This window comes from Streptomyces sp. NPDC058001 (assembly GCF_042886315.1).
Lineage (GTDB): Bacteria > Actinomycetota > Actinomycetes > Streptomycetales > Streptomycetaceae > Streptomyces.
In genome coordinates this window covers 104,020-128,210 of sequence record NZ_JBHVQT010000019.1, presented here as the reverse complement: position 1 = coordinate 128,210, position 24,191 = coordinate 104,020, and the positions used below count along the sequence as shown (strand labels likewise).

The window sequence follows — 24,191 nt, the reverse complement described above, 5'->3', positions numbered from 1 at the left end:
ACCTCACCACGGGCATCCCCTGATACCGCGACGCCGACCGGTACCCCTACCTCGCTGACCTGAGCTGTGGGGGCCGTCCTCGGACAAGACGCTCGTGTCCGTGGCGGCGACGTGTCAGCACGCCCCGGAGTGCAGCATTATCATCACGCCGCGGCCGAAGCCCGGGAACAGCTAAGCTTGACGTTTATGCAGCTTTGCCGCTTTTGATGGCTGTCGGGTGGTTCGGTCTGTCCTGTTTTCCGACGAGGTGCTCGCGTGCACGGTGCTTGTTCTTCATGCCGGTTGGCCGACCGGGGCCCGCGGTGGTGAGTTTCGGTGCGCTGGCCGGCTGAGGGGGTTTCCTGTGGAGGCGGCGAAATCCTCGACGGACACGTGCGGGTGTGAGGCGCTCTTGACGTGCGGGCCGTTCCCAGGGTTTCCGGAGGTCTTCTGCGAGAGGCCGCGCAAGACGGAGTTGGCTGTGTGCGGCAACGACGAGCCAGGTCCAGCGGTCGGCGGCGGCCGGCTCGCGGAGTTCAGGAGTGGTCCACCCCAAGGTCTGCTTGAACATCCTGAAGGTGTGCTCAAGATCCAATACCGTTAGCCTCGCGCTTTCATGAAGCGGGTTGTCCGACGGATGGTCAGGCAAGCGAAAAGTGCCTCTGACCAGCAAGAATGAGGATTGTCGAGGTCCTTGTTCCTGCCACCGTCGGAGGCACTTCCCAGGTGAAGAAGCGTATCGGGTCCTATCCACGTGTCCGCGTTGAGGGCGGTGGCCACGGGGTGGTGTCCCAGGCCGGGACCGTGCTGCTGGTCGAGACCGCCCGCAAGGCTGGGCTGGACCAGGCGATATCGACGGCACTGATGCCATGGCGACGTCCGCGGGCGGTGCACGATCCGGGGAAGATCCTGCTGGACCTGGCTCTCGCGGTCGCCGTGGGCGGCGACTGCCTCGCGGATGTCGGGATGCTGCGGGCCGAGTCGGCCGTGTTCGGAGCAGTGGCCTCCGACCCGACGGTCTCCCGCCTGATCGACACGCTCGCCGCCGCGGGGTCGAAGGCCCTGTCCGCGATACGGGCCGCGCGGGCCGAAGCCCGCGAGCGTGTCTGGAACGTGGCCAGGACCGCGGCTCCGGATGTTGCAGGGCAGGTGATCGTGGACCTGGACGGGGTGCTCGTGCTGGCCCACTCCGAGAAGCAGGACGCCACCGCGACCTGGAAGAAGACCTTCGGACACCATCCTCTGATGGGGTTCGTCGACCACGGAAGAGGCGGCAGCGGTGAGCCGGTGGCCGGCCTGCTCAGGCCGGGCAACGCAGGCAGCAATACCGCCGCCGACCACATCACCACGGCTCAACTCGCCCTGGCCCAGCTGCCGAAGAAGTACCGGCGAGGGCGTCAGACGCTGATCCGCACGGACTCCGGCGGCGGCACCCACGAGTTCGTCGCCTGGCTTGCCCGGCGAGGGCGGTGGCTGTCGTACTCGGTCGGCATGACCATCACCGACGCCCATCCACCAGGCCGTTCTCAGGGTCCCGACCGCCGCATGGACGGTGGCCGTCGAGCCGGGCGGCGAGATCCGCGACGGCGCCTGGGTCGCCGAACTGTCCGGCGACTGCCTGAAGGGCCGGCCGAGAGGAATGCGGCTGATCGTCCGCAAGGAACGACCTCATCCCGGCGCCCAGTTGCGCTTCACCGACGCCGACGGCCTGCGGCTCACCGCGTTCGCCACCAACACCACCGGCGTCCCGACCGCCGCACTCGAACTGCGGCACCGCCAGCGCGCGAGGGCCGAGGACCGCATCCGCGCTGCCCGCGCCACCGGCCTGCGCAACCTGCCCCTGCACGACACCGCGCAGAACCAAATCTGGCTGGAGATCGTCCAGATCGCCCTCGATCTCCTGGCCTGGATGCCCATGCTCACCCTCACCGGCGAAATCCGCAGGTGGGAGCCCCGCCGCCTCCGGCTCCGCCTCTTCTCCGCCGCCGCCCAGATCGTCACCACCGCCCGCCGCCGACACCTGAGGTTCGCACGCCACTGGCCCTGGACCGACGTGATCACAGACGCCCTGGCACGGCTCGAAGCCCTCCCGAACCCCGGCTGACCAGCACATTCCCGTCCCCGCGAGCAGCACCACCCCGCCGGCCCCGTGGAACCCGGCGCCCACCCGACGCGACAGCCGGGCCATCAGCGTGCCACTACCGAACCAAACAACCGAAACGGCCCACTAAAAGAACCGACGGACCGTCACGAAAGATCGAGGCTAGGGCATCTGGCCAGTAAACGGGTTTCCGTTTCCGCCAGACTCATCCCGGGCCAAAAAGTAACACCCGGTTCTGATGCCATTTAATCAATAACGACGCGTCAACAGCGATCCCCTACAAGGGGACTGCGCTCCGTCTCCCTGATCCCCACCTGACGCCTCACGGACGCCTTTTCCACAGTCGCTCACCACCGGCGCGTCACCGCTTCCGCGGCATGTGGCGGTTTGGAGCCTCCCCCCGCAGGGCGACTCCGAAGGGCCGAAAGTCCTTCATCTCTCGTGCAGCACCGCGTTCAGCTACTCAACTACCTCAAGCAGCCTCTCGCGTTCGTGGCACACCTTTTTTCAGGATCTCGATCGTCTGCTGCTGTTCGCGGTTCTCCTTGCGCAGTCGGCGCAGTTCCTCGCGCTCGGCGCTGGTCAGCTCACCGGGCTGCCTCTCGCCCCGGTCGGCCTCGGCCCGGCGGTACCAGCCCCGCAAGGACTCCGAACTGATGCCGAGTTCCCGGGCGACCGCGGTGACCGTCTTGCCAGAGGAGTCGACGAGCGCGCGTCCCGCTTGAACACCTCGGTGTACCGCTTCGTGTACTTGCTTCCCACCTGGTGCTACTTCCTCTGGAACCTCAAGATCCCAGTCTCCAGGTGTCCACGATCAAGGGGAAGCTTCAATGGTGCACCGATCATGGGCTTGGGGGAGGGAATCGGTATGGGGGAGTTGCGAGGTAGCTACAAGGTGCACTTTGGGCTGGCGTTGGTGCTTGGCGGGGTTGATTTGTTATGTATGGCCTCGACTTGGCTGCCCGGTGAGTACACCATGCCGGAGTGGCTCGTGGGGCTTGTTCATCGTGGTGTTCCCGGTGTTCGCCGTCACGCTCGTCCGTAGCCTCATCAGCGGGGCCGGGGCCCAGTTGATGGGCCCGAACAATGCCCACCGGTTCATCAGATACGTCCTGCTGCTGCCACTCGCCCTCGAACTCACTTACGCGTTCATCATCTGCCTGGCCGTCCTTGGCTTTGCGACTGGTATCGGCACAGCCGAGGACGTGCAAGCGGACGAATCAGGCTATTACCTCACCTATCGGGACAAGACCGCGCAGCGGCAGCACAGAGTCAGGGTGGAGCTCACCGAGCCCGAGTACTACGAGGCGGTGAAGAGCCAACTCCGGATCTTCTGTGCCGTACCGGCGATGTTCTATGCGTTCAGCAGCTTCCTCGTCCTCGCCTCCGCCTCAGCGGCCGCCGAACGCGCCCGGAGCGCTCGTCCGGTTTTGCGCAGCCGCACAGGTTGGCCTGAAGGCCCGGCAGGTACTTGCGAGTTCGCCATTGCGCAGCACCGAGGTGACCGCCCACGAATGGGGGTCACCCCGTGCTGGGGGCCGGAGCAACCGCCACCGGGCAGTAGGAGATGTCCGGTGGCGGGCACTGCCGACGGTTACCTGGTGGTCTGTACTCGGTAGGGGCTCAGGGTCACGGGCCCGAGGAGACCGTTGACGGTGGGATTGCGGGCTCCGAACTCGGCGGGGCGGTATGCGCGCAAGCGGTTGAGCAGGGGACTGGCGACCTCTATGCGCAGCGTGTTGCGCCCCGACTTGACCAGTTCACCGAGGTCGATGACGGTGCCGAGGTGTTCGGCCGCCGGGACCCGCTTGCCGTTGACCCACACGCGGTAGGTGCCCGACACGGCGCCGAGATCCAGCAGGGCTCCGCCGTCCCGGATGCCCGCGGGCACCTGGAACGTCGTGGTGTAGGTACCCACGCCAACGGCGTCACGGATGCCGGGGATCTCGGTCCAGGACTTCAGCGCGACATCCGCGAAGGTGTGCGTGCGGTGGCGGGTCGTGGAGGACGCGTCGCCCTCGCGGCCCGGCAGCCACTCGTCGAGTGCCAGCGTCCAGTCCCCGAGGGTCTGTTCGGCTGGAACGCCCGTGATGTCGGTCGTGACGGTCCGGCTGTCGCTCAGCACGGTCGTGTACCGGCCGTTGCCCGTGGCGGTGACCGTCACACGATCCTTGGTCCAGCGGGCGTCGGCGGTAGTCGTGCTCACCACATGGACGGCCGGGGCCTCGGTGCCCGTGAAGGTGCGGCCGGCCAGCGCGACGATCTTCGCGGCGCCCGCGGGCAGCGACACGGCCAGGGAAGTACGGGAGCCGGACGTGGCGTAGGAACCGACGGCGGCGACCTTCCCGGACCACGGGTCCAGCGCGTACGGCACCGTACCCTTCGCTCCGGCGAGGGCGACGCTGGTGGTGACGGGCTTGTCGGTGCGGTTCACCAGCACGTAGTAGCGGTTGTCGGCGTCCTTGCGGACGATCGCCTTCACCCCCTTGTCCGCGACGTCGGCTTCCGGACGCAGACCTTGCCGTGCCAGCTCGGCCACCGCACCGGCGTCGTCGGCCACCTTGGCCACATTGGGACGGCCGACGATCCGCGCGAATGCCGTGCGGACGGCCCGGTCCTGACCGGCCGCCTTCGCGGCATCGCCCGCGTAACCTCGCGTTCGCTGCGGACCGTCGCCCACGATGACGACCTGCATGCCTGCCTCGGCGACCCGGGCGACATCCCGGGCAGTCTCCACATCGATGGGTGAGCTGTCGACGACCAGTGCCTTGAAGTCACCGCGTCCGGGCGCGAGGACACCGCGGGTGACCGGCTGTCCGGCCAGGGAGCCGGGCGTCACATACCCGTAGGTGTAGCCGGCGCCGGCGAGGAACGAACCGTCGTGCGTGGCCGTGCCGCCGCTGGTGACCTGATTGAGCACGGCGACGTCGTATCCGGCCCGCCCGGTCTGCAACGTCTGCTGCATCCGCGCGTAGTAGTCCGCGACGTCCGACTCCATCGTCCAGGACGGCTGGCGCGGCCCGAACGCCTCGCCGATCCTGGCTCCGAAGGCATGGAAACCGGGCCAGTACGCCGAAGAGTCCCGCACGCTGCCATCGGCGCTCGGCGGCACGACCGGGTAAGGCAGGCCGTGGAACACCATCTGGTTGGCACCCAGGGAGTACTCCTTGTTGGCCTGCGCCACGATCTGGGCCTGGGTCATGCCGTAGAGGTTGCCGAAGCCGCCGGGGAGCATCTCGCTGCTGAGGATCCGTTTGCCGGCCAGCGCCACGCCGGTGGCCGCGGTGCGGAACTGGGACTCGGCGCAGCCCAGGGACTCGCATTCGGTGACGTCGAGCGCCTTTGCCGCGCCGCCGAGGTCGATCGGCTCGCCGTAAGGCTGCGCGCGGAAGGTGAGACCCAGCCTGTTCGCCCATGCGCGGATGGGTTGGACGTGGTTTTCCAAGTACAGCTCGTTGAGGGTCTGTTCGAGGTCCCAGCGCACCCGCTCGGCGATCTGCGACTGGCCGTCGGCGAAGGCATACACCGCGGAGGGCTCCCCGAACATCTCGGTGGACTCCACTTGCGCCAGGACCGGCAGGTACGGGACGACGGAGTACCCGTTCGTCCGCTCGAAGGCGCTGAGGAAGTCCGCGGACCACATCTGGGCGCCCTTCAGCTCCAGCGAGTCCTCGAAGATCGAGCCGCCGTTCGCCTTGAGGAGACGCCGGGTCTCCGCGTCGAGCAGACCGCCGAACCAACTGGTGAACCGGTCGGCGCCGGCTTTCGAGAAGTGGTTGACGACGCGGGACTCCGGGTCGGACAACGGTGACGTCGTGTTGCCGTACGGCGCGTCGTTGCGCTGAGCCGTGCCTCGGTGCCAGTACCCGGTCACCATCCAGGTGCCGGAGGCCGGCGCCTTCCAGGACACGGTGCCGTTCTTCACCTGGCGGCTGATGTCGGTGACGGTGGTCAGATCGAGCTGCGGCGTGGCCTCGGTACACGCCTTGGCACACCGGGTCGCCGTGGCCGTGACATAGGTGGGCGGGGATGTTTTGGTCGTGGAGGTGACCACGCCGTTCTGCGACGTCCGGTCGGGGTAGGTCCTGTCGGGCGGCCTCGGTACTGACTCGTGCCACGAGGTGCCGGCGCGGACGACGGCGCTGCCGGTGACGAGTTCCTGGCTCGCGGCTTCGCTGGTGACGTCAAGCCCGGGAATCGCGGTCGGCCATCGGCTGCCCAGCGTCAGGTCCACCTGAACGTTCAGCCGGGTGCCCTCGGCGAGGACGGCCTTGACCGCGCGCCGCCAGGAGACGTCGCCGTAACTGTGCGCGTCCGGGTCGACAACGTAGTCGGCGCTGTCCATCACCATGGCGATCTCGACACCCTGGTAGCCGGCGGCGGCGACCTGGCGCAGCTGCCCGACGGCCGTGGCCGAGTCGACCGATGACGGCCACCACCAGCGGAACATCGCACCCGACGCCTGCCGTGCACCGGTGAAGTCCCGCACGAAGGGATCCGGCCTCTTGGCGGCGGACGCTTCCGCTCCGGGCGCCACCCCCGCCGAGACCGAGGTGACGGCCGCCACCGTGGTCAGACAGAGGCCGACGGCGACGCGTCGCCTGAGGGGTGCACTGGTGCGACGTCGGGGTGCGCGCGATCTCCAGGGAATTGCCACTTCTTGCTCCTTATGGATTGAAACGATTCAATCCGTAATTTTCTCGGGGAGCCTAAGTGTGTCCTGTGACACGCGTCAAGATCCGTGCATTCACCGGATTTCCATCCGGGCAGGGATGCGGGTGACGGTGTCCGGTCAGGGATGAACCACCGCTCACCGACCGGACCCGACACGCCGCCCAGGGTGATCGGACCGACCTCGACGCTGGGTTCGATGCCAACGGATATTCGCCGGTGGCTGTCCCTTGACATCCAACCCAGTCCGGTCAAAGCCTCCGACCTGCGCGGACTGGATTGGATGTCAAAGCCGGTCGTGCTGAACGCAGCGGCTCAGACCCGGCTGATCTAGGACGACTCGGCCAATTGGCAAGGAGTGGCGCCGGCTGGGTTCGATGGCAACTGTCCTGAGTCCTTGATTCCTGATGCGGTCTGTCAAGCCGCGAGGTGCGGGTGGAGTGAGTTCGTCTCACCTGCCCGTCGCGCGGGCGAGCCCAGGGGACGTTGACGCGGCGGCCGGTGGTCATCCGGCCCAGGCCGGCGGTGATCACGAATGAGACATGCAGTGACGGCCGCGAGACGGGCCGAAGCGATCGAGGTCTCTACGTGAACCACGCATATCGTGCAGGTTCGATCAGACCTTGGAGGTGAACGATCCAGATTCGGAATCAACCCTTCCGGAAAGTGCCTGGCGCGAACGGGTGCACCCTCGGACTCCACAGAATGTGACTGTCCGTATTGGATCTAGTGCGCAAAGTCACAGCCTTCGTAGGGTCAAAGCGTCGCCAACACCGTATTCCTGGAGGATTCGTGGCAAGGTTCCGTACTCGTCTGGCCCTGCTCGGCTCGGCTGCGGCTCTCACCGCCGGCGCTCTCGCTCCCGCACAGCTCGTCGGTGCGCAGCCCGCCGCCGCGGCGGACTACGACTGGGTCGCGCTGGGAGACTCCTACACCGCCGGGGTCATCCCGGCCGCCGGTGACGTCTTCGAATACCCCCGGGACGGCTGCGAGCGCACCGACCGGTCCTACCCCCAGGTCATCGACCGGGACCTCGGCTCGTTCTTCGAGCTGACCAACGTCAGCTGCGGCGCCGCCACGATCGAGGACGTCACCTCCAACGCGGAGGTGCCGATCGGCCGGAGCGTGCCGGGCAACCCCGACCCGGACGCCCCCTTCCCGGCAGTGCCTCCCCAGTCCGATGCGGTCAAGTCCGGCACCGACTTGATCACCGTCGGCGTGGGCGGCAACACGCTCGGGTTCGCCGACATCCTCTTCAAGTGCCTGCAACTGGGTGAGGGCAGCGGCGGCGTCGGCACGCCGTGCAAGGACGAGCTGGCCGCCTCCATCCCCGCCAAGCTGACCAAGGTCCGCACCGACTACGACCAGATGCTCGCCAAGCTCCACGAGAAGGGCCCGCACGCCAAGATCCTGGCCGTCGGCTACCCCACGGTCATCCCCAAGGACACCTCCAAGTGCCGGTACAACGACATCTTCCAGTTCTTCTCGATCACTCCCGGTGACCTGGACTGGCTGCGCCAGGACGTCCTGGAACCCCTCAACAAGGCCATCGAGAAGTCGGCCGAAACCCAGGACTTGGCCACCTTCGTCAACCTGTACGACTCCTCCGAGAAGCACAGCGTCTGCGACGCCGGCAAGTGGGTCGAGGGCATCTACGAAGAGAACAACCACACACCCCGGCCGGCCCTCGTACACCCCAACGCCAAGGGCCACCAAAACGCCGCCGACCACGTCACGGGGGCGATGCTGGACGCCGTCGCCCCGAAGGACTGACCCGCAGAGGGCACCCCGTCCTCGATCCACCACCCAGTTGCCTCCGGCCCTCCCTCCCGGAGGCAACTCCGTTCCTCCGGGAGAGGGGCGGGACCTCCCGACAGAGAACGACTGTCTGGTGCCAGCCGGCGCGATCCGCTCAACGACCCATCCCACGTCGAACGTGCCGCGGAGTGTCGTCTATCCCGAGCGGTCGTGTTCAGCCAGCTGACCTGGATCGACTGGTTTGGATGTCAACGAGTCGGCTCGTGCTGAGGAGGCCGTTCGGGGTCGCGTGTATCTCATGTAGTGGCGGATGCTGTCGTAGGTGACCAAGTAGTCGTGGTGGTCAAGAAGTTCTGCCCAGATCTGCCTTCCGTTGAGCCTTCTGCTGATCAGGCTCTCGATCAGGTCGGCGAGTTCGCCGGTGATGGGATCGGTCAGCGGACCTGTCTCTGCGGCGGTGAGGCGCGGGATCTCCAGGGCGAAGCGGACGTCCCAGCAGCGGAGGTGGTAGCGCTTGGCGAGCATGCGAATTTGTGTGCCTTTGAGGGCCTCTTTGGCGATGCGGTGGGCCAGGCCCCGGCGCCCGGTGAAGGGATTCTACCTGGGGAGGCGTCGGCATGGTCTGTTGGTGCCGCCCAGGGCGTCGGCGTCAGCAAGGGCACGTTCGAGTACTTCGGGCGAGCGACCTGCGGCCGTGGCGAGGTGTTCGAGGAGCGGCTTGCCGAACCACTGCGGTGGGCCGCAGAGATAGCAGTGCAGGAAGCTGGGCTTGAGATGGTTGGCGCGAGCCAGGCGCCGGATGTAGGAGTTCGCGGACTCTCCGAGACAGGGACGGAGTCGGACCGGCAGCGGTGCGAACCGGGGCGGTAGCTCGCTGTTCATCTGAACGTGGCGGTCTTCGTGGCCAGCGATAGCAGGTGGAACAGCACCGGCAGCGTCGCGAGCCGGTCGTCGGCCGCATCGGCCCCGGGCATCAGCGGCCCCGGTTGCGAGAAGACGTCCATCAGCCGGGGCAGCGACCGGACCCTGGCGGCAGCGAGGGTGACGGTAGCGCGACAACCACCGCACGTTCGCGAGCAGCACCGCCTCCGGCGTCCCCACCCGTTCGAAGTCCCACCCGGCCCCGGCGCAGGCCCGGCGCGTCACTTCGAACGCTTCGGCATCGCGCGGCGCGATCCAATCATGGGCGCGGACATCGACGACCACGGCCGAGCCGTCCGCGCGGCGCACAAAGAAGTCCGGGGCATGCCGACGCTCACGCGAACCGTCGTGCCAGTGCAGCCAGAACGGCTGGGAGGCGACACCCACCACGGCGGGATCGAAGTCCATGAGCACGAGATGGTCCCGCTCCAGCCATGACTCGAAGCCGACATGCTGCCCGGTCGTCGCCGCCCAGTACCAGCCCGGGAAATGGCGCCCACCCGTCGGCCACCGAAACGGCCGTACCGGAACCGCGTCCTCCAACCTGACTGCCACGCAGTCCAACAGCGGACGCCGTCGACGCTCGCGCCTGCCGTCCACGCACGACACCGCGACGTACGGCACGGCCCCGTCCGCCCCAGCCGGTACGGCCATCCAACACCCCCAGCGTGCTCAGCCCACACGACTAGGTTCACTGTCAAGAAAGCCGAAACAACTGAGTTCGTTGTCAAACGACTCGATTGGATGACAAAGGACATTCGCCGGTGGCAGACAAGGAAGACCGCCCAAAGGACTGGTGGACGCCGTAACAGCATGTCAACCTGAACGACCTTCCGGAAAACCCCAGGTCAGAGAGGTGATGCTGTTGCATTGGATGCGGCGCAACCCGGATTGGCCACCACGGTCGCCGCCTTGCGGCTCCGCTCCTGGAAGATCGGTGTCGGCCAGCCGACGGGCGTGATCGACCAGTTCTCGCAGGCCGATTCACCCACATCGTCCTCGACCGCGGCGACATACACATCAGCTCCCGCGACGGCCGCTTCTACGTCGGCTACTTCCCGAACGGCTGGCCCGGCGGCGCCGACGAGGACTGGGTGACCGGCGAGGGCTGGGTCATCGCAGTGACCGGCACCGCGAACGTCCCCGGCTACCGGATCGCCTTCGGCACGCACACGCCGGCGGAGATCGTCGCCGATGCCGTGGCCCGGATCCTGTCCCCGCCCCCCGTCCCCTTTGACGGGCACGTCCGCCCTCCCTTATATGCGCCCCGCGTACCCTGCCCCTGCTCGCGCGGATTCGTCCGCTACCGCTAGGAGAACGCCTTGGACCCGCACTCGCCCGAGATGACCGTCGGCGACATCGTCGACGCACTGTCCGCCTTCGACTCTGACGCGCCCGTCCGTCTCGCCATCAATCCCTTCTTCCCCATGGCCCACCGTCTGAGCGGTGTGGAGAAGTCGGTGGACGGGACGGTCGACCGGTGGTCTACATCGCTGAGTCGCCGGAGGCCGAGCAGTTCGGCCCCTGCCGCCTGCCGTGGCTGTCGCTCTCGCCTGGCAGGGTCCGGTCGATGCACCCCCGCGCCGGCGACGCGGCGCGACCCACCCGAATGACGGCCACTGACCCACCCCCGAACTGACGGAGGCGCGCCTGCACCCGCACTACCCCATCGATCCTTCCCGTCCCGCTTCGCCGGACCCGATGTACTGGGTCACCCCGCGCCACCTCGCTGGTGACGACGGCGTCCTCGCCGAGCGGATCGGCGACACTCTGCCTGACCTCGGCTGGCGCATGTGGCCGACCTCCCGCAACTCCCTGCTCTATGTGAGCCCCGATGGCCTGCGCGGCGCCGAGTGGATCCTTGCCGCCTGTCCGTTCGAGCTGGGCGGCCTCCCGGTGTCCTGGCAGCTGTCGGCCCGCCCGCACTCTGCATCGGCGCTGACCGAGTGGAACGCGTACTTCACCGCCGGCGTACCGTTCGAGGTGCTCACCGACTTCCTGCTCGCGCTTGACGCCAGCGAGAGCCCCGATGTCGGCCTCGGGAACGGCGAGTCGGTGCTCGCCGCGCTCAGTGCCCGGGGTTGGCTGCGCGATTTGGACCGTCCGAGTACGACCGCTACCGACCCGGGCTTCTCCACGAACGTCTCGCTGGAGATGCTGCCGCCGCTCATCCATGACGCCGACCCCCGCGAAGACCTTCTGGGGTGGCAGGCGTGGGCGGAGCCCGTGCTCGGGGCGCCGTACCTGTGGTGTGCGACCTTCAGCGCGAGTGCCCCGCACGAGTTGGTCGCGGCCTTCGCCTCCTCGCTCGCCGCGCCCGGCCCGGTACCGCGGCGCACGCTGCCCGTGGGCGCGGAGGACCGCCTCACCGTCGTCCGGCGCGGTTGACGGCTGCGAGTAGCCGCTGACCGAGGCGGGTGATCGACGGGGCGATGCCTCTTATCCCAGGCCCGGTGGTTCCGCTCTCTTCACGGGAACGGAACCACCGGGCCTTTGGCGTACCGGCATCAGAGGACAGGACTGCACCCTGGAACCAAGATCAAGGCCGTACGTAGGATCGCCTGCGTGGCTGTCAAAGTGATCGGCAAAGGACCCTTGCGCGGCTACCTCCTGGAGGAGGTGCTGGCCTGGCTGTTGCGCTCCAGCGGGTTCGAGGTCCTCACGGCCGCCGACGACCAGGACAACGAACCGTGGAAGGTCCTGAAGGAGGACAAGAACGGTCTGCTGGTCCGCGGACGCGGCGCCTGGCACCAGGTCGACGCGCTCGGACAGTTCCGGTACGTCCCGCCGTTCTCCCTGCCCGTCCGCCTGTTCGTCGAGGCAAAGTACCTGACCACAGCCCCAGTCGGTCTGCCCACCGTCCGTAACGGGCACGGTGTGATCCACGACGTCAACGAGGGCGAGACCACCACGCTCACTGCTCCGGGAACGGGTCGGCCACGGACGCGATACCGCTACAGCTACGCGATCTTCTCCACGTCCGGCTTCAGCCCGGAGGCACAGGACTACGCGCTGGCCCACCAGATATCCCTGATCGATCTCTCCGCCCCGGACTTCGCCGTACTACGGAATCTCGTCATGAACACGGCCGACACGATCCACGCCGTGCTTGAAGCGACTCCGGCGGCCGAGCGGCCGAAGGTGCGCGAGATACGGACGTACCTTCGTGGCCCGCTGCTGGAAATGGACTCGGGCGACGTGGAACTGCCCACTGCGATTCGCGGTCCCCTCGATCACCTGGCGCAGGCTCTGTACAGCCGGTCGCAGCTTGGCCTTGTTCTGGCCTTTCCTGCCGCGCCGTTTGTCCTGGGCCTGGCCTCGGATGACTTGTACGGCTTTGTGGACTACGCGCGGGCGCACCCCACGCATGCGGTGCGACTGCGCCGCATCAATCAGTCAGCGTCACACCCCGTTTGGGAATTGCGCTCCGCAGAGCACGCCGACGCCTATGCGTTGCGGTTCGGTCTGCCAGAGCGGGTGGAGAAGTGGATCGTCGCGCAGGACGAAGGAATGCCCTCACGCACCCGGTACGTCAAGCGCAGCATGCTGTCGACCATGACCCTGTACTGGATGGACGGGGAGCACGCTCAGACCTTCCAACTCCGTTACGAGCCAGGCGAACTGCGTCGCAACGGCTGACCCTCCGCATACGGCAAAGCCCCGGTGTTCGGTCCTGTCGGGTGGTCAGGCCCGGACACCGGGGCAGGTGGAGGAGCGGATCAGCGGGCGGTGCGTGCCTTGGTGAGTGCCTTGTCCAGGTGGGTGTTCACGAGGCCCGGGGAGCCGGAGACGATGACCAGGATGTTGCCGGTGCGGATCGCCGTCTGCTTGACGACGCTGCGCTGCCCTCCGGCGGAGAAGGTGAGCAGTTGGCTCCACTGCTCGTCGCCGAGGTCCGGCGTGGCTGACTTCGCGGTGCCCATGTCGACGACCGTGCTCCCGGAAGCCACCTGGTACGAGGGGCAGGAGAGCATCGCGTCGAAGACCTTCGAGATGCCGGTGGACAGCTTCGCGGCGCTGTCGCTGTACAGCTCCTCGCTCACCTCGGAGCTGCTGGTGGCGGTGTAGGTGAAGGACACCTTCGCCTTGCGGGCGAAGTCGAGACCGGAGCCGGTGGCTGTGTCGCCGCCGAGCTTCTCCAGCCCTGGGCAGCCGATGACGGTCACGTCGTCGTTGTGGCGAGGGGCCTTGGGCTTGCGGGTGTAACCCTCCCCCCAGGTCGTTCTCGTTCAGCACCCGCTGGTTCAGCTGAGTCGACGACAGCGGCGCGGGTGCCGAGGGCGTGCTGCTGCCCCCGGGCGCGGGGGCGGCGGAGTCGGCGGGCTCGGCGTGGCTGGCGCAGCCGGTCATGGCCGGCACGGTGCAGATGGCGCTGAGGCCGAGGGCGGTCGTGGTGGAACGGTGCATACGGAAACCCCTTGGTGATGCGAGACGGATGGTCTGACTGGGTCGGCCCTCCGGGTGCCGACGAACGCAGGGGTGAGGGAAGGGGGTTCGCGTATTCAGTGGCCGAGGTGGCGCAGTCCGTCTTCGAGGGTGGGGTGGAAGTGGTCGACCGGACCGGAGTTGCGGTTGTACCAGGCGGTGTCCAGCCGGGTCTCTTGCGCCTCGTGGCCGGCCTCGCAGCGCAGCCACACCGAGTCGTCGTGCATGTTGAAGACGATCCAGTTCCGGTACGCACCGCAGTGGCACGCGTGGACTTCGCCATCGATGACGAGCGGCAGGTCCCAGCGCATCATGAAGCCCGACACGTCCTGGCGGCACGGTGCCCGGAACTCCGGCGGCAGGAAATCCGGCACCACGGTGGTGTCGTTTGACGCGGGCGGGGCCGGCGCGGAGACCGGGACGGGAGCCTCGGGCCACTCGGTGTGCATGGCCAGCAGCGCCTGGCCGGCACGCTGGGCTTCACGGAACTCGCGGTCCGCACGTTTGCGCCGGAACATGCCGTCTCCATCTCTGTCGTCTCGCCTGCACGAGGAGAGTGCCGCAAGTCCCTGACCTGCTGCAACTCTAAGAATGTTGAATTCAGCGGGAGTTGGCGGAGCGCTCCTTGCTCTTCGTCGGACGCTTCGCGGCAGGCCGGGGTGCGGTGGGCGCGGTGGTGGTGTGCTCGGGCAGGGTGGACGCGTCGGCGGGCAGGTCGGCCATGCGTCGCAGCCGCCACACGAGGACGTCGCTGATCGAGTCGGCGGTGCCCAGCTCCCGTCGCTCGGCGGCCTCGGCCAAGAGCGCGGCCGGGTCGTGCCCGGCGCGCTCGACGTCGGCGAGGGTGGAGGCCAGTGCGTACCAGCCCGGCTCGGCGATGACCTGCTCGGCCAGCTCCGGCACCGCCTGGCGCAGATGGGCCGTCTGCTTGCGCTGCAGGGGCAGGGACATGCGTCGGCCACGGTCGCGCATGACGCCCAGGTACATCGGCGCTGCGGCCTGGTAGGCGGCGCGCAGGTGTTCGGCGGCCTGGCGGGCAGCAGCGGCCTGCTGGGCGTGCCCCTTCATCGCGTGCCAGTGGGCGGCGGCGGTGACCAGGAAGAACACCATGTCGATCAGCATGGCGGTGGTGGCGCCGTCCTCTACGCGCCCGAGTGCCGGCCCGCCCTGGATGAGGTCTCGCGCAGCCTTCCGCAGACCGCGGGCGTGCTTGCGCTCGGCCCGGATGTGGGAGCGGGTGGCCCGCTCGAACACGAAGGCGGCGTCGCGAAGTTCACGCCGGGTGTTCGCGGCCGAGGTCTTGGCGAGCGCGTCGAGGACCTCGCCGCCCGCGGCAATCAGGGCGGAAATCTGCCCGTCCGCACCCTGGTCGATGATGAGTACGGCCTGCCAGGACGCCGTCGTTGCTTGGCGGCGCGCGTCCGAGGGCCTGATGCGATCCGACCCGGAGGAGCGGTCCGTGGTGGCGTCCTGGTCGGGTGCGGAAACGTTGCCCGCCCATCGTTCGCGGATGCGGGGCAGGGAGAGGTCGGGCGCGAGGGTGGAGCCCGCATAGTAGATCGGCTCCTGGTCCTCGTTGCGGTCGTCGGACAGTGCGACCTTGTAGCCGAGCAGGTCACCGGAGGGCGCGACGCGCTGATGGACCAGAAGACCGGCTGCGGTCAGACGGTCGAAGAACTCCTGCTCGCTGGCGACGCCGGCGGCGGCGCGGCGCACCTTCTCGCGCAGCTCTTCGCGTGGCGTGCGCTCCTTGCCCTGGCGGTTGGCTTTGTGGCGTTCGGCGCTGCTCGGGCGTTTGGCGGCGGTTCCGTCGCCGGTGTTCACCCGCCGTAGTCCGTAGTCGATTTCGATCTGCCGGGCTGCCGCCTGGGCGCGGGCGCCATCGCGGTGGATGCGGGCCTCGCGGCCGTCGTGGCGGACGACGGTGGCGATGATGTGGATGTGGTCGTCGGCATGGCGGACGGCCCGCCAAGCGGCAGGCGGCGTCGTCGCCATCGGGGGCGATGCCTGTGGCGGAGACCATGCGGCGGGCGATGTCGCCCCACTGCTCGTCGGTGAGGATCGGGTCTTCGGGGGCGGCCCGTACGGACAGGTGCCATACGTGCAAAGCGGGCCTCTCGTCTACGGGCAGGGCCATGACGGGCTGGTCGAGCAGGATCTGCAGGTCGGCTTCTGTTGCGTCTGGGTCGCGGCCGGGGTCGGGGGCGAGGGTGTCCCATGCGGCGACGAGGTGGGGATCGATGTGCTCCTCGGCGTCGCTGGGGCCGTACAGGTACATGAGTAGGCCGAGGGTCTTGTCGCCCATGTCGTTGACTGAGGGATCACGCCGCTGGACGCTCGCTGTCCAGGTAGTGCTGGATGAACGCGTGCACCTCCAGGCGAACCTGGTTGACACCGTCGAGGACTGCTTGGGCCTGCGGTGCCAGCTCGTCGTTGTTCAGGGCTGCCGCCACCTGGTTGAGGTTGTTGCCGATCCGGCTCAGCGCAGGGCCCAGGGCAAACAGGTGGCGCTTCATTTCGCGTTCGCCGGCGACCTGGGCTTCTGTGCGGGTGAGATCTCGGGAGGCGCTGAGTGCGGCATGGGCGAGGAAGCCGGATGGTGTCATGGCGCACGCTGCCGCTGCGTCGAGCACGGACTGCTTCTCAACGTCGTTGAATCGGCTGGCGATCAGGTGCTTGTGCTTGCTGGATTTGGTCTTCGGCTTGCGATTACGTGCGGGCGACTGGCTCGGCGGTGCACTCGCGTGCTGGGCACAGTGCGGGTTGTGACACGGGTGAGTCGTCTCCGCCTGGGGATCCGAGCCGCCCTCGGTCGCATCCCCCCGGTCCAGTGCCCCCTGGCGCTGGACCGCCTCCGCCACCCCCGGGGCGGAGGACGCGAGAGTAATACTCCCAACGGGAGTATTACTCTCGCACCAACTTGCTCCCGCTGAGGTCGAGTTGGGATCCAACTCGGCGGGCGTGGCAGCGGGGTTTGTCGTCGGGATAGTCATCGGGTGTCGTTCCTCGTGGTGCGGATGCGGTACTGGATCTCGGCGGCCGGGTCGACCATGGCGGTCGCGCCGGCGACGACCCGGACTGGCGTCTTGGGGCGATGCTGGACGAGCCACTGGCCGGTGGGGGCCAGTACGGCGGCATGCAGCAGCTGGTGGCGCACGAGTACGTCCGCCCAGGCGCCGGCCTCGGCGACCGACGCGACGTGCGTACGCGGATGGCGGACAGGAATGGAGGTCCCTCCGTGGCAGGAGCGGTGGCCCGACCGAGGCCGGGCCACCATGCAGAATGCGAATTCAGGCGTGTGACCTGCTGCTTTGCACGAGTCAGTCGCACTCGCGACAGCGGTCGAGGGCTCGCGCCATGTTGCGCTTCACCGAGACGGCGTTCTTCGCGCTGGTCTTGGCCGGCGCGGATCCCTGGTGGCGCTCGGCGTGGCCGCGCAGGAAGGTGGCGTCCCGCTCGAACTCGGCCTTGATGGTGGCGAACCTGCGGCAGGTCTTCATCGGGTCGTGCTCCTTGCCTCGGCGCGCAGCCGATCCAGGACGGGCGTCAGGCTCTCGTTCCGGCCGCCAGGAAGCCCCAGGGCGCGATAGATCTCGCGCAGCTGGGGACGGGTGATGGAGGCGTTACCGTCCCGCTCCAGCTTTTCGGCTACGTGAGGACGGACGATCCTGACCCGCTCCTCGACGCTCAGCTGGTTTCGCCGAGGGCGCTTGGACTTCCCGCCACCTGGCCGACTCCGCTGCGCCTTTGTCTTCCGGCGTCCGGGGACGGTGTGGGGACGGTCCCCTTCGGCTTCCGTCCCCGTTTCGGTGTCAGGGTTTTCGCGGTCCCCGTTGTCGTTGGGGACGGTGTGGGGACGGTCCCTCTCGGCTTCCGTCCCCGTTTCAGTGTCAGGGTGCTCCCGGCCCCCGTCGCGATTGGGGACGGAAGCCGAAGGGGACCGTCCCGTACCGCCCTGAGCAGCACCTTCGTGGGCGTCGGTGGCACTACCGTCCCCGTCGGCATCAGCCGCTTTAGCCCTGGCGGGCGCGTCGTCTCGGTCCCCGATCGGCGTCGCCGTGCCCTTGCTCATCGGGCTCGAGCCGGGCTTATCGGCGCGGTCCCCGTTGCTGTCGGGGACGGTGTGGAGACGGTCCCCGACGCTCCCCGTCCCCGTCCCCGGCTCTGTACGGTTCTCGTCCCCGCGGGTTTGGGGACCGTCAGCGGGGACCGTGATCGGCCGCCGACCGACCTGCTTCTCGTCCGGCGGCGGGGTCACGGGGGACGGGCGGAGAGGGGACCGCTCCTGGGTCGGCCGTCACCTGACCACGATCCTGCACGGCCAAGCCGCCCGCGCCGCCGCGGAGATGACCGCCCAGGCCGACTGCGAACGTCTGCCGGCCACGAAACGCGAGAACATGGACAGCTGCGTGCGTTACCTCACCGGCCACCTCGACCAACTCCGCTATGACAACGCCCTCGAAGCCGGTTGGCCGATCGCGACGGGGGCGATCGAGGGCGCGTGTCGGCACTTGATCGCCGACCGCCTCGACATCACCGGGGCCAGGTGGGGCCTCGATGGTGCCGAAGCGGTCCTCCGCCTTCGCGCCTTGATCGACAACGGAGACTTCGACTCGTACTGGGACTTCCATGCCAAGTGCGAGCATCGGCGGCTCTACCCCAGTTGCGACCAACACGACTACGACCTCACCGCGTGATCAGCGATCTTCCCTGAGAACGAGCCGCACCCAACTCAGTTCCGGGAGCCGCCCGCCGAGGAGCCGCACGCTGCCGCTGTGAGGCCGAGGGCCAGCACCAGCCCGGTCGTGACGAGCAATCGCCTGCACTTGTGGATCATGACTTCGTTGTCTCCTCCATGCGATGTGGTTGCGAGCGGCTGTGCGATTAACGCACGGTCGTGCGGTGATGTAGAAATATGACACGGCCCACGAAGTGGTATCAATGACACACGCTGTCCAGATAGGACAGTCGGCGGGAATGGTCAGTTGAGAACGGCGAGGTCCGACTCGATTTGCCCTGCGGTCTGCCGCAGTCGTGGAAGAAGGTCCTTGACGAGCGTGCGCGCGGAGTAGGCGGCCGCCAGAACGCCGATCGAGATGGCGGCGAGGATCGTGCCGGTCCGATCGTGCACCGGCACGGCGATGGTGCGCAGGCCCATCTCGAGTTCCTCGTCGCCAAGGGCGTAACCCTGGTCGGCCACTTTGGCCAGCCGATCGCGCAGAGCCGGCTTCTCGGTGATCGTGTACCGGGTCACGGGCATCAGGTCCACGCGTTCGAGATAGGCCTCGCGTGCTTCGGCCGGCTGTGCCGCGAGTAGTACGTGGCCGAGCGGGCTTTGGTAGGCGGGTATGCGCAGGCCGACCCGGACGTTGACGCTGACCAGGCGCCGGGCCTGCACGCCGGCGATGTACACGATCTCGTCGCCGTCGAGGACGAATGCCATCGCCGTCTCGTGGATTTCGCTGGTGAGCTGGGCGAGGTGCGGTTGGATGACGTCCGGGAACTCCACGGCGCCCAGGTAAGCCTGAGCCAGTTCGAGAACTCTGGGGCGGACGAAGAAGTTCGAGCCGTCGACGCCGATGTACCCGAGTTCGGCCAGGGTGTGCAGCAGGCGCCGCGCCACGGCGCGGTCCACGCCTACCTCGCGGGCGACGTCGGAGATGGACAACCGCGTGCGATCCTCGCCGAAGCAGCGCAGTACGGCGAGCCCGCGGTCGAGCGACTGGACATAGGGACCGTCGCCAGTGCGAGACATGCGGTGCTCCTTTTCGCTTCTGATCGACGGCATCCGGTGACCGGCAAGCCTACCGCACACAAGTGCGCATGCTGCGCGGCTCCTTGGATGCCGTCTGTTGACAGGCGTTCGATGGCGGTGACACTCTGTGCGGTAACAGCTCACATATGCGCTATGCGCACGAAGGAGTGCTGGCGTGACTGAGAGTCCCGTGTTCCGGCTCGCTGACCGAATCGAGATCGAGGACTGTCTCTATCGCTATGCGCGTGCCGTCGACCGGCTCGACTACGACGGCATCGCGGCGTGCTATTTCGACGACGCCACCGATGCGCACGGCTCGTATGTCGGGCCGGTGGCCGGGCTGGTGGACGACATCAGGGACCGGCACCGGACAATCGACGCGGCACAGCATTTCGTGACGAACGTGCTCATCGACTTCGACGGGGACGACCGGGCCTTCGTCGAGTCCTACTGCCTGGCTTATCTGCGGCAGCAGCCAGCCTACGGCGCTGCGTCCCAATCGGAAGCCATCACGCGGTGTCGCTACGTGGACCGCTTCGAGCGTCGCGACGGGCGGTGGGCTATCGCCGACCGGGTCGTGGTGTTCGACGAATCGCTGTCGGTCGAGGTCGTGGACGCGCGTCGGGACGACTGGGTCGCGTCCAGGCGGGACAAGTCCGACCCGGTCTATTGGTGGGGGCGCACCCCACAACCGTGACCCGTATTAGTCACACCCCATCCGCCACGAGAATGGAACACTGCGATGGCCGTTCAGGGGACCTGGGAAGATCGATTCGCCCCGGCCGCGAAGATTCTGGAGAAAAACCTCGCCTCCGGGGCGGATGTCGGGGCTTCGGTCGCCGTGATGCACGAAGGTCGGCCGGTCGTCGATCTCTGGGGTGGCTGGGTGGATCAGGCGCACACCAGGCCGTGGTCGCGGGACACGATCACGAATGTCTGGTCCAACACCAAAACGGTGACGGCACTGGCGGCCCTGATCCTCATCGACCGCGGCGAACTCGACCCCTACGCTCCCGTCGCGACCTACTGGCCGGAGTTCGCGGCGAACGGCAAGGAGCGGATCGAGGTCCGGCACATCCTGTCCCACACGTCGGGTGTCGCCGGCTGGGACATGCCGGTCACGATGGACGACGTCTACGACCCGGACAGGTCGGTCGAGTTGCTCGCCGCCCAGGCGCCGTGGTGGGAGCCGGGCACGGCGGGCGGCTACCACGGGCTGAGCATCGGTCATCTCGTGGGCGAGCTCGTGCGGCGCGTGACGGGAATGAGCCTGGGTAAGTTCGTCGCGCGGGAGATCGCCGGCCCGCTGGGCGCGGACTTCCACATTGGACTCCCTGAATCCGAGGACCCACGGATCTCCCCGCTGATTCTCCCCCCGCCCAGCCCGGCCTTCGACGAAGCGCTGGCTGACATGGACAAGAACAGTGTGGGCTACAAGCTCACGGTTGCCGGTCTGGCCACCGACCCGGCGACCACCTGGGATGTGCAGTGGCGACGGTCGGAGATCTGCGGTGCCGGCAACGGCCACGGGAATGCGCGTTCGCTGGCGACCATCCAGGCGATCGTGTCGCACGGCGGCGAGTTCCAGGGTGTCCGGCTGCTTTCGCAGAAGACCTGCGATCTGATCTTCCAAGAACAGGCCAAGGGCGTCGATCTCTATCTGGGACTGCCCATCCGCTGGGGCGTCGGTTACGCCCTGTCCTACCCGGAAGCTTTTCCTTACCTGCCGGACGGTCGCGTCTGTTTCTGGGCGGGTTGGGGCGGCTCGATGGTCATCAACGACCTCGACCGGCGGCTGACCTTCGCCTATGTCATGAACCGGATGGAGCCCGGCGTTCTGGGCACCTATCAGGGAATCGTCGGCGGCGTCCGAAGCGAGGAGCTGATCCGGGCCACCTATGCGGCGCTGGAGGCATAGCAATGGGAAATCTGGAGAACAAGGTCGCCCTGATCACCGGCGGTGCTCGCGGGCAGGGACGTTCGCACGCCGTGGCGCTGGCTCGTCAGGGTGCGGACGTCGTGCTCGTCGACGCACCAGCTCTGGTGGCGTCCGTCAGTTACGGGCTGGGCACGGAGTCCGACCTGAGCGACACGGTCAAGCTGGTCGAAGAGCAGGGCCGGACCGCACTTGCCGTTCAGGGTGACGTGCGGCAGCCGGCCGATCTGCGGCGTGCCGTCACGCGGGCCGTCGAGGAGTTCGGGCACGTCGACATCCTGCTCGCCAACGCCGGCATCACCTCCTACCGGCAACTGTCCGAAATGGACGATCAGCAGTGGCAGGACATGATCGACATCAACCTGACCGGAGTCGCCAACAGCATCCGCGCCGTACTGCCGCACATGCTCGAACGCTCCTACGGTCGCATCGTGGTGACCTCCTCGCAGGCCGCGCGACGCGGAATGCCGAACCTGTCCCATTACTGCGCGGCCAAATGGGGCCTGATCGGGCTGGTCAAGACGGTGGCGCTGGAGGTCGCGCCGTCGCTGGGCATCACCTGCAACGCTGTGCTGCCCGGCGGGGTGGACACACCGATGATGCGCCACGACGAGGTTTACCAGATCTTCGCGCCAGAACTCGCCGCGCCCACGGTAGAGGACCTGGAAGAACGGCTACGGCGCTTCAATCCGATGCCGACCGCATGGATCGAGCCCAGCGATATCTCGCATGGCGTGCTGTACCTCGTGAGCGACGAGGCGCGCTATGTGTCGGGGGCGACGCTCGATGTCGCCGCGGCGTTCAACGCGTCCTGACCCGCACACGAATCACGGAGAGGCAAGGTATGAACCAGGCGACGAACTGGAAATCCGGTTGGGACGCGGCGAACCCGCTGGACATCAAGACCGGACAAGTCCGCAAGGATGAGGGCACGTGGGTGGCGGGCCCGACGCCGGGCGCGTCGTATCGCGATCTCGGTCTCGCCGAGGCCACCGGCGACCTGCTGCGGGCGCTCCATGTCCGCGGTGGCGGTGGCGTGACCGACTGGCAGTTCCACGACCTGGACTTCCAGTGGTTCTTCGTGCTGAAGGGCGAAATCAAGCTGCGCACCGAGGACGGCCGGGATCTCACGCTCGGCAAGGGTGCCTCGGCCTATCAGCCACCGTTCTGGCGCCATCAGATCTACGAGGTGTCCGACGACTACGAAGCCGTCGAGATCACCGGTCCCGCCGGCTTCGAGACGGTAACGGGCCAGGATGCGGCCAAGTCGGCACGCGCCGCGGAGTTCGCCCACCTGGAAGCGGTCTACACCTTCGACGAGCCCGGCGAGTACGTCCGCGGAGAGGGCCCGCGCGCCTGGTCGCTGTACCGCGATTTGCAGACCCGCAAGCCCACGGACGGCCGGGTGCACATCCACATCATCAAGCTCGACACCGTGCAGCCCTCGCCGCCCGGTGGCACCGGCGAGCATCACCACACGATGGCGCAGTGGTTCATGCCGATCCGGGGCTGGATCGACATTTCCACCGAGGGACAGGCGAATCGGCGCGTACACGCCGGCGATTTCGTGATGCTTTCGCGGGGTGCGGCGCACAATGCGTTCGACGCGTCCCCCGATTACATGACACTGGAGTTCTGCGTGCCGGCCGACTACGAGACGGTGGCGCGGTGATCCTCGCGACGCTGAAAGGCGGCGGGATCGACGGGACACTCGTCGTGGTGAGCCGTGATCGTCGCCGCCTCGTGATTCCGTCCCAAGGACCGCGGACGATGCAGCAGGCGATGGACGAATGGTCCTCGTGGGAACGCAGTCTCGAAGACACGTTCGTCGAACTCGACGACGAGGCGTACGGGTTCCCAGTGGATCGGGCCACTTTCGACGCGCCGCTCCCGCGCGCGTTTCACTGGGCGGAGGGCAGCTGCTACCTCCAGCACATGGAACGCATCCGGGGCGGCCGTGGCGAGGCGCTGCCAGCCGAGCACCGCGACCGGCCGATCGTCTACCAGAGCGGCAGCGCGCGGAACATGGCTCCATGCAGCGACATCGCGCTGCCGGACCCGGCGTGGGAGCTCGACATCGAGGCGACGGTGGTGGTGATCACCGGTCCCGTCCCCGGCGGCGCGAGCGAGGAGGAGGCCGCGGGACAGATCCGGTTGGTGGGCATGACGAATGACCTGACCTACCGGAAGCTGCTGGTGGACGAACGGCGGCAGGGGACCGGGGTCTACGGGTCCAAGCCGGGACGGGCGTACGCGCCGTTCGTGGTTTCCCCGTCGACGCTGGGCCCCGCGTGGAGCGGATCGAATCTGCGGGCCGTCCTGCGGTGCGAGGTGGACGGGGAAACGCTCGGTGTCCCGCGAGCGGACCGGGACATCGCGTTCGAGTTCCCGCGGATCCTGGCAGCGCTGGCGAAAACCAGGTCGTTGGTGTCGGGGTCGATTGTCGGCACCGGCACGGTGTCCAACGCTGATCCGGCGGCGGGGTACGCCTGCATTGCCGAAAAGCGCGCTGTGGAGATCATGAACGATGGCGCGCCCACGACGCCGTTTCTGGATGCCGGCGACACCGTCGGCATCGAGGCGCTCGGCGACGACGGGACGTCACTGTTCGGGCGCATAGCGCAGACCGTCGTGGCAGCCTGAAG

General features: G+C 67.7%; 20 protein-coding genes and 6 pseudogenes. 14 read left to right on the top strand and 12 right to left on the bottom strand.

Features of this window, described 5'->3' with window-relative positions; genetic code table 11:
• Positions 1 to 184 precede the first annotated feature (184 nt).
• Positions 185 to 574, bottom strand: a pseudogene (locus tag ACFVT5_RS38245) (transposase); the annotation flags it as partial.
• A 131-nt stretch (positions 575 to 705) separates the two neighbouring features.
• Here ACFVT5_RS38245 and ACFVT5_RS38240 point away from each other — a divergent pair.
• Positions 706 to 2,083 (top strand): annotated as a pseudogene (locus ACFVT5_RS38240) (IS1380 family transposase).
• A gap of 469 nt (positions 2,084 to 2,552) precedes the next feature.
• Here the strand turns inward: ACFVT5_RS38240 and ACFVT5_RS38235 are convergent.
• Positions 2,553 to 2,768: pseudogene (locus ACFVT5_RS38235) on the bottom strand (transposase); the annotation flags it as partial.
• A 310-nt stretch (positions 2,769 to 3,078) separates the two neighbouring features.
• Here ACFVT5_RS38235 and ACFVT5_RS38230 point away from each other — a divergent pair.
• Entirely contained in the window at positions 3,079 to 3,699 is a 621-nt protein-coding gene (locus ACFVT5_RS38230) for a hypothetical protein (RefSeq protein WP_389897965.1), read from the top strand.
• On the opposite strand, the gene ACFVT5_RS38225 is transcribed toward ACFVT5_RS38230, so the two are convergent.
• On the bottom strand, positions 3,675 to 6,737 hold the full coding sequence (locus ACFVT5_RS38225) for a glycosyl hydrolase (RefSeq protein ID WP_389897962.1): 3,063 nt from the start codon (positions 6,735 to 6,737) through the stop codon (positions 3,675 to 3,677). The genes ACFVT5_RS38230 and ACFVT5_RS38225 overlap by 25 nt on opposite strands.
• Positions 6,738 to 7,543: 806 nt before the next feature.
• Between ACFVT5_RS38225 and ACFVT5_RS38220 the strand changes: the two genes are divergently transcribed.
• Entirely contained in the window at positions 7,544 to 8,524 is a 981-nt protein-coding gene (locus tag ACFVT5_RS38220) for an SGNH/GDSL hydrolase family protein (protein WP_389897959.1), read from the top strand.
• Positions 8,525 to 8,704: 180 nt separating this feature from the next.
• On the opposite strand, the gene ACFVT5_RS38215 is transcribed toward ACFVT5_RS38220, so the two are convergent.
• Together ACFVT5_RS38215 and ACFVT5_RS38210 are read right to left on the bottom strand one after the other, a co-directional pair.
• Entirely contained in the window at positions 8,705 to 9,034 is a 330-nt protein-coding gene (locus ACFVT5_RS38215; RefSeq protein ID WP_389897956.1) for a hypothetical protein, read from the bottom strand.
• A gap of 72 nt (positions 9,035 to 9,106) precedes the next feature.
• Positions 9,107 to 10,054, bottom strand: a complete 948-nt coding sequence (locus tag ACFVT5_RS38210) for a TnsA-like heteromeric transposase endonuclease subunit (RefSeq protein ID WP_389897953.1) — start codon at positions 10,052 to 10,054, stop codon at positions 9,107 to 9,109.
• Between the two features lie 246 nt (positions 10,055 to 10,300).
• Here ACFVT5_RS38210 and ACFVT5_RS38205 point away from each other — a divergent pair.
• The 4 genes and pseudogenes from ACFVT5_RS38205 to ACFVT5_RS38190 all read left to right on the top strand — a co-directional run.
• Positions 10,301 to 10,644 (top strand): annotated as a pseudogene (locus ACFVT5_RS38205) (DUF317 domain-containing protein); the annotation flags it as partial.
• A gap of 156 nt (positions 10,645 to 10,800) precedes the next feature.
• Positions 10,801 to 11,053 (top strand): annotated as a pseudogene (locus ACFVT5_RS38200) (hypothetical protein).
• A 78-nt stretch (positions 11,054 to 11,131) separates the two neighbouring features.
• Entirely contained in the window at positions 11,132 to 11,818 is a 687-nt protein-coding gene (locus ACFVT5_RS38195) for a DUF317 domain-containing protein (RefSeq protein ID WP_389897950.1), read from the top strand.
• A 177-nt stretch (positions 11,819 to 11,995) separates the two neighbouring features.
• Positions 11,996 to 13,069: a hypothetical protein gene (locus tag ACFVT5_RS38190; protein ID WP_389897948.1), complete on the top strand. Its 1,074-nt coding sequence runs from the start codon at positions 11,996 to 11,998 to the stop codon at positions 13,067 to 13,069.
• Between the two features lie 80 nt (positions 13,070 to 13,149).
• Here ACFVT5_RS38190 and ACFVT5_RS38185 read toward each other — a convergent pair whose 3' ends face one another.
• From ACFVT5_RS38185 to ACFVT5_RS38175, 3 genes are all read right to left on the bottom strand, one after another.
• Complete coding sequence (locus tag ACFVT5_RS38185; RefSeq protein WP_389897945.1) at positions 13,150 to 13,596, bottom strand: hypothetical protein; 447 nt, start codon at positions 13,594 to 13,596, stop codon at positions 13,150 to 13,152.
• Between the two features lie 336 nt (positions 13,597 to 13,932).
• A complete protein-coding gene (locus ACFVT5_RS38180) occupies positions 13,933 to 14,373 on the bottom strand; it encodes a hypothetical protein (RefSeq protein ID WP_389897943.1) in 441 nt (146 codons plus the stop codon).
• Between the two features lie 82 nt (positions 14,374 to 14,455).
• Complete coding sequence (locus ACFVT5_RS38175; RefSeq protein ID WP_389897941.1) at positions 14,456 to 15,850, bottom strand: mobilization protein; 1,395 nt, start codon at positions 15,848 to 15,850, stop codon at positions 14,456 to 14,458.
• A 106-nt stretch (positions 15,851 to 15,956) separates the two neighbouring features.
• Between ACFVT5_RS38175 and ACFVT5_RS38170 the strand changes: the two genes are divergently transcribed.
• On the top strand, positions 15,957 to 16,139 hold the full coding sequence (locus tag ACFVT5_RS38170; protein ID WP_389897939.1) for a hypothetical protein: 183 nt from the start codon (positions 15,957 to 15,959) through the stop codon (positions 16,137 to 16,139).
• 37 nt (positions 16,140 to 16,176) lie between these two features.
• On the opposite strand, the gene ACFVT5_RS38165 is transcribed toward ACFVT5_RS38170, so the two are convergent.
• The 3 genes from ACFVT5_RS38165 to ACFVT5_RS38155 all read right to left on the bottom strand — a co-directional run bounded on the left by ACFVT5_RS38165 (position 16,177) and on the right by ACFVT5_RS38155 (position 17,355).
• Entirely contained in the window at positions 16,177 to 16,716 is a 540-nt protein-coding gene (locus ACFVT5_RS38165; protein ID WP_389897937.1) for a hypothetical protein, read from the bottom strand.
• A gap of 128 nt (positions 16,717 to 16,844) precedes the next feature.
• The gene (locus tag ACFVT5_RS38160) at positions 16,845 to 17,132 is read right to left on the bottom strand and encodes a hypothetical protein (RefSeq protein ID WP_389897935.1); all 288 of its coding nucleotides are present in this window, start codon (positions 17,130 to 17,132) and stop codon (positions 16,845 to 16,847) included.
• Positions 17,133 to 17,175: 43 nt separating this feature from the next.
• Positions 17,176 to 17,355: a hypothetical protein gene (locus ACFVT5_RS38155; protein ID WP_389897932.1), complete on the bottom strand. Its 180-nt coding sequence runs from the start codon at positions 17,353 to 17,355 to the stop codon at positions 17,176 to 17,178.
• A gap of 939 nt (positions 17,356 to 18,294) precedes the next feature.
• Between ACFVT5_RS38155 and ACFVT5_RS38150 the strand changes: the two are divergent.
• Positions 18,295 to 18,552 (top strand): annotated as a pseudogene (locus ACFVT5_RS38150) (ISKra4 family transposase); the annotation flags it as partial.
• Between the two features lie 284 nt (positions 18,553 to 18,836).
• On the opposite strand, the gene ACFVT5_RS38145 reads toward ACFVT5_RS38150, so the two are convergent.
• Positions 18,837 to 19,610: an IclR family transcriptional regulator C-terminal domain-containing protein gene (locus tag ACFVT5_RS38145; protein ID WP_389897929.1), complete on the bottom strand. Its 774-nt coding sequence runs from the start codon at positions 19,608 to 19,610 to the stop codon at positions 18,837 to 18,839.
• Between the two features lie 175 nt (positions 19,611 to 19,785).
• On the opposite strand from ACFVT5_RS38145, the gene ACFVT5_RS38140 reads away from it, so the two are divergent.
• Genes ACFVT5_RS38140 through ACFVT5_RS38120 form a run of 5 tightly spaced genes read left to right on the top strand, consistent with a single transcriptional unit; the run spans position 19,786 to position 24,189 of the window.
• Positions 19,786 to 20,307 carry a nuclear transport factor 2 family protein gene (locus ACFVT5_RS38140; protein ID WP_389897927.1) on the top strand — a complete coding sequence of 174 codons (522 nt, stop codon included), beginning with the start codon at positions 19,786 to 19,788 and terminating at the stop codon, positions 20,305 to 20,307.
• Positions 20,308 to 20,352: 45 nt separating this feature from the next.
• Positions 20,353 to 21,528: a serine hydrolase domain-containing protein gene (locus ACFVT5_RS38135; protein ID WP_389897925.1), complete on the top strand. Its 1,176-nt coding sequence runs from the start codon at positions 20,353 to 20,355 to the stop codon at positions 21,526 to 21,528.
• A gap of 2 nt (positions 21,529 to 21,530) precedes the next feature.
• Positions 21,531 to 22,361 carry a mycofactocin-coupled SDR family oxidoreductase gene (locus tag ACFVT5_RS38130; protein WP_389897923.1) on the top strand — a complete coding sequence of 277 codons (831 nt, stop codon included), beginning with the start codon at positions 21,531 to 21,533 and terminating at the stop codon, positions 22,359 to 22,361.
• 29 nt (positions 22,362 to 22,390) lie between these two features.
• Positions 22,391 to 23,218 carry a cupin domain-containing protein gene (locus tag ACFVT5_RS38125; protein WP_389897921.1) on the top strand — a complete coding sequence of 276 codons (828 nt, stop codon included), beginning with the start codon at positions 22,391 to 22,393 and terminating at the stop codon, positions 23,216 to 23,218.
• Positions 23,215 to 24,189, top strand: coding sequence for a fumarylacetoacetate hydrolase family protein (locus ACFVT5_RS38120; protein ID WP_389897918.1), 975 nt, complete (start codon positions 23,215 to 23,217; stop codon positions 24,187 to 24,189). Before ACFVT5_RS38125 ends, ACFVT5_RS38120 begins: the two co-directional genes overlap by 4 nt.
• Positions 24,190 to 24,191 lie beyond the last annotated feature (2 nt).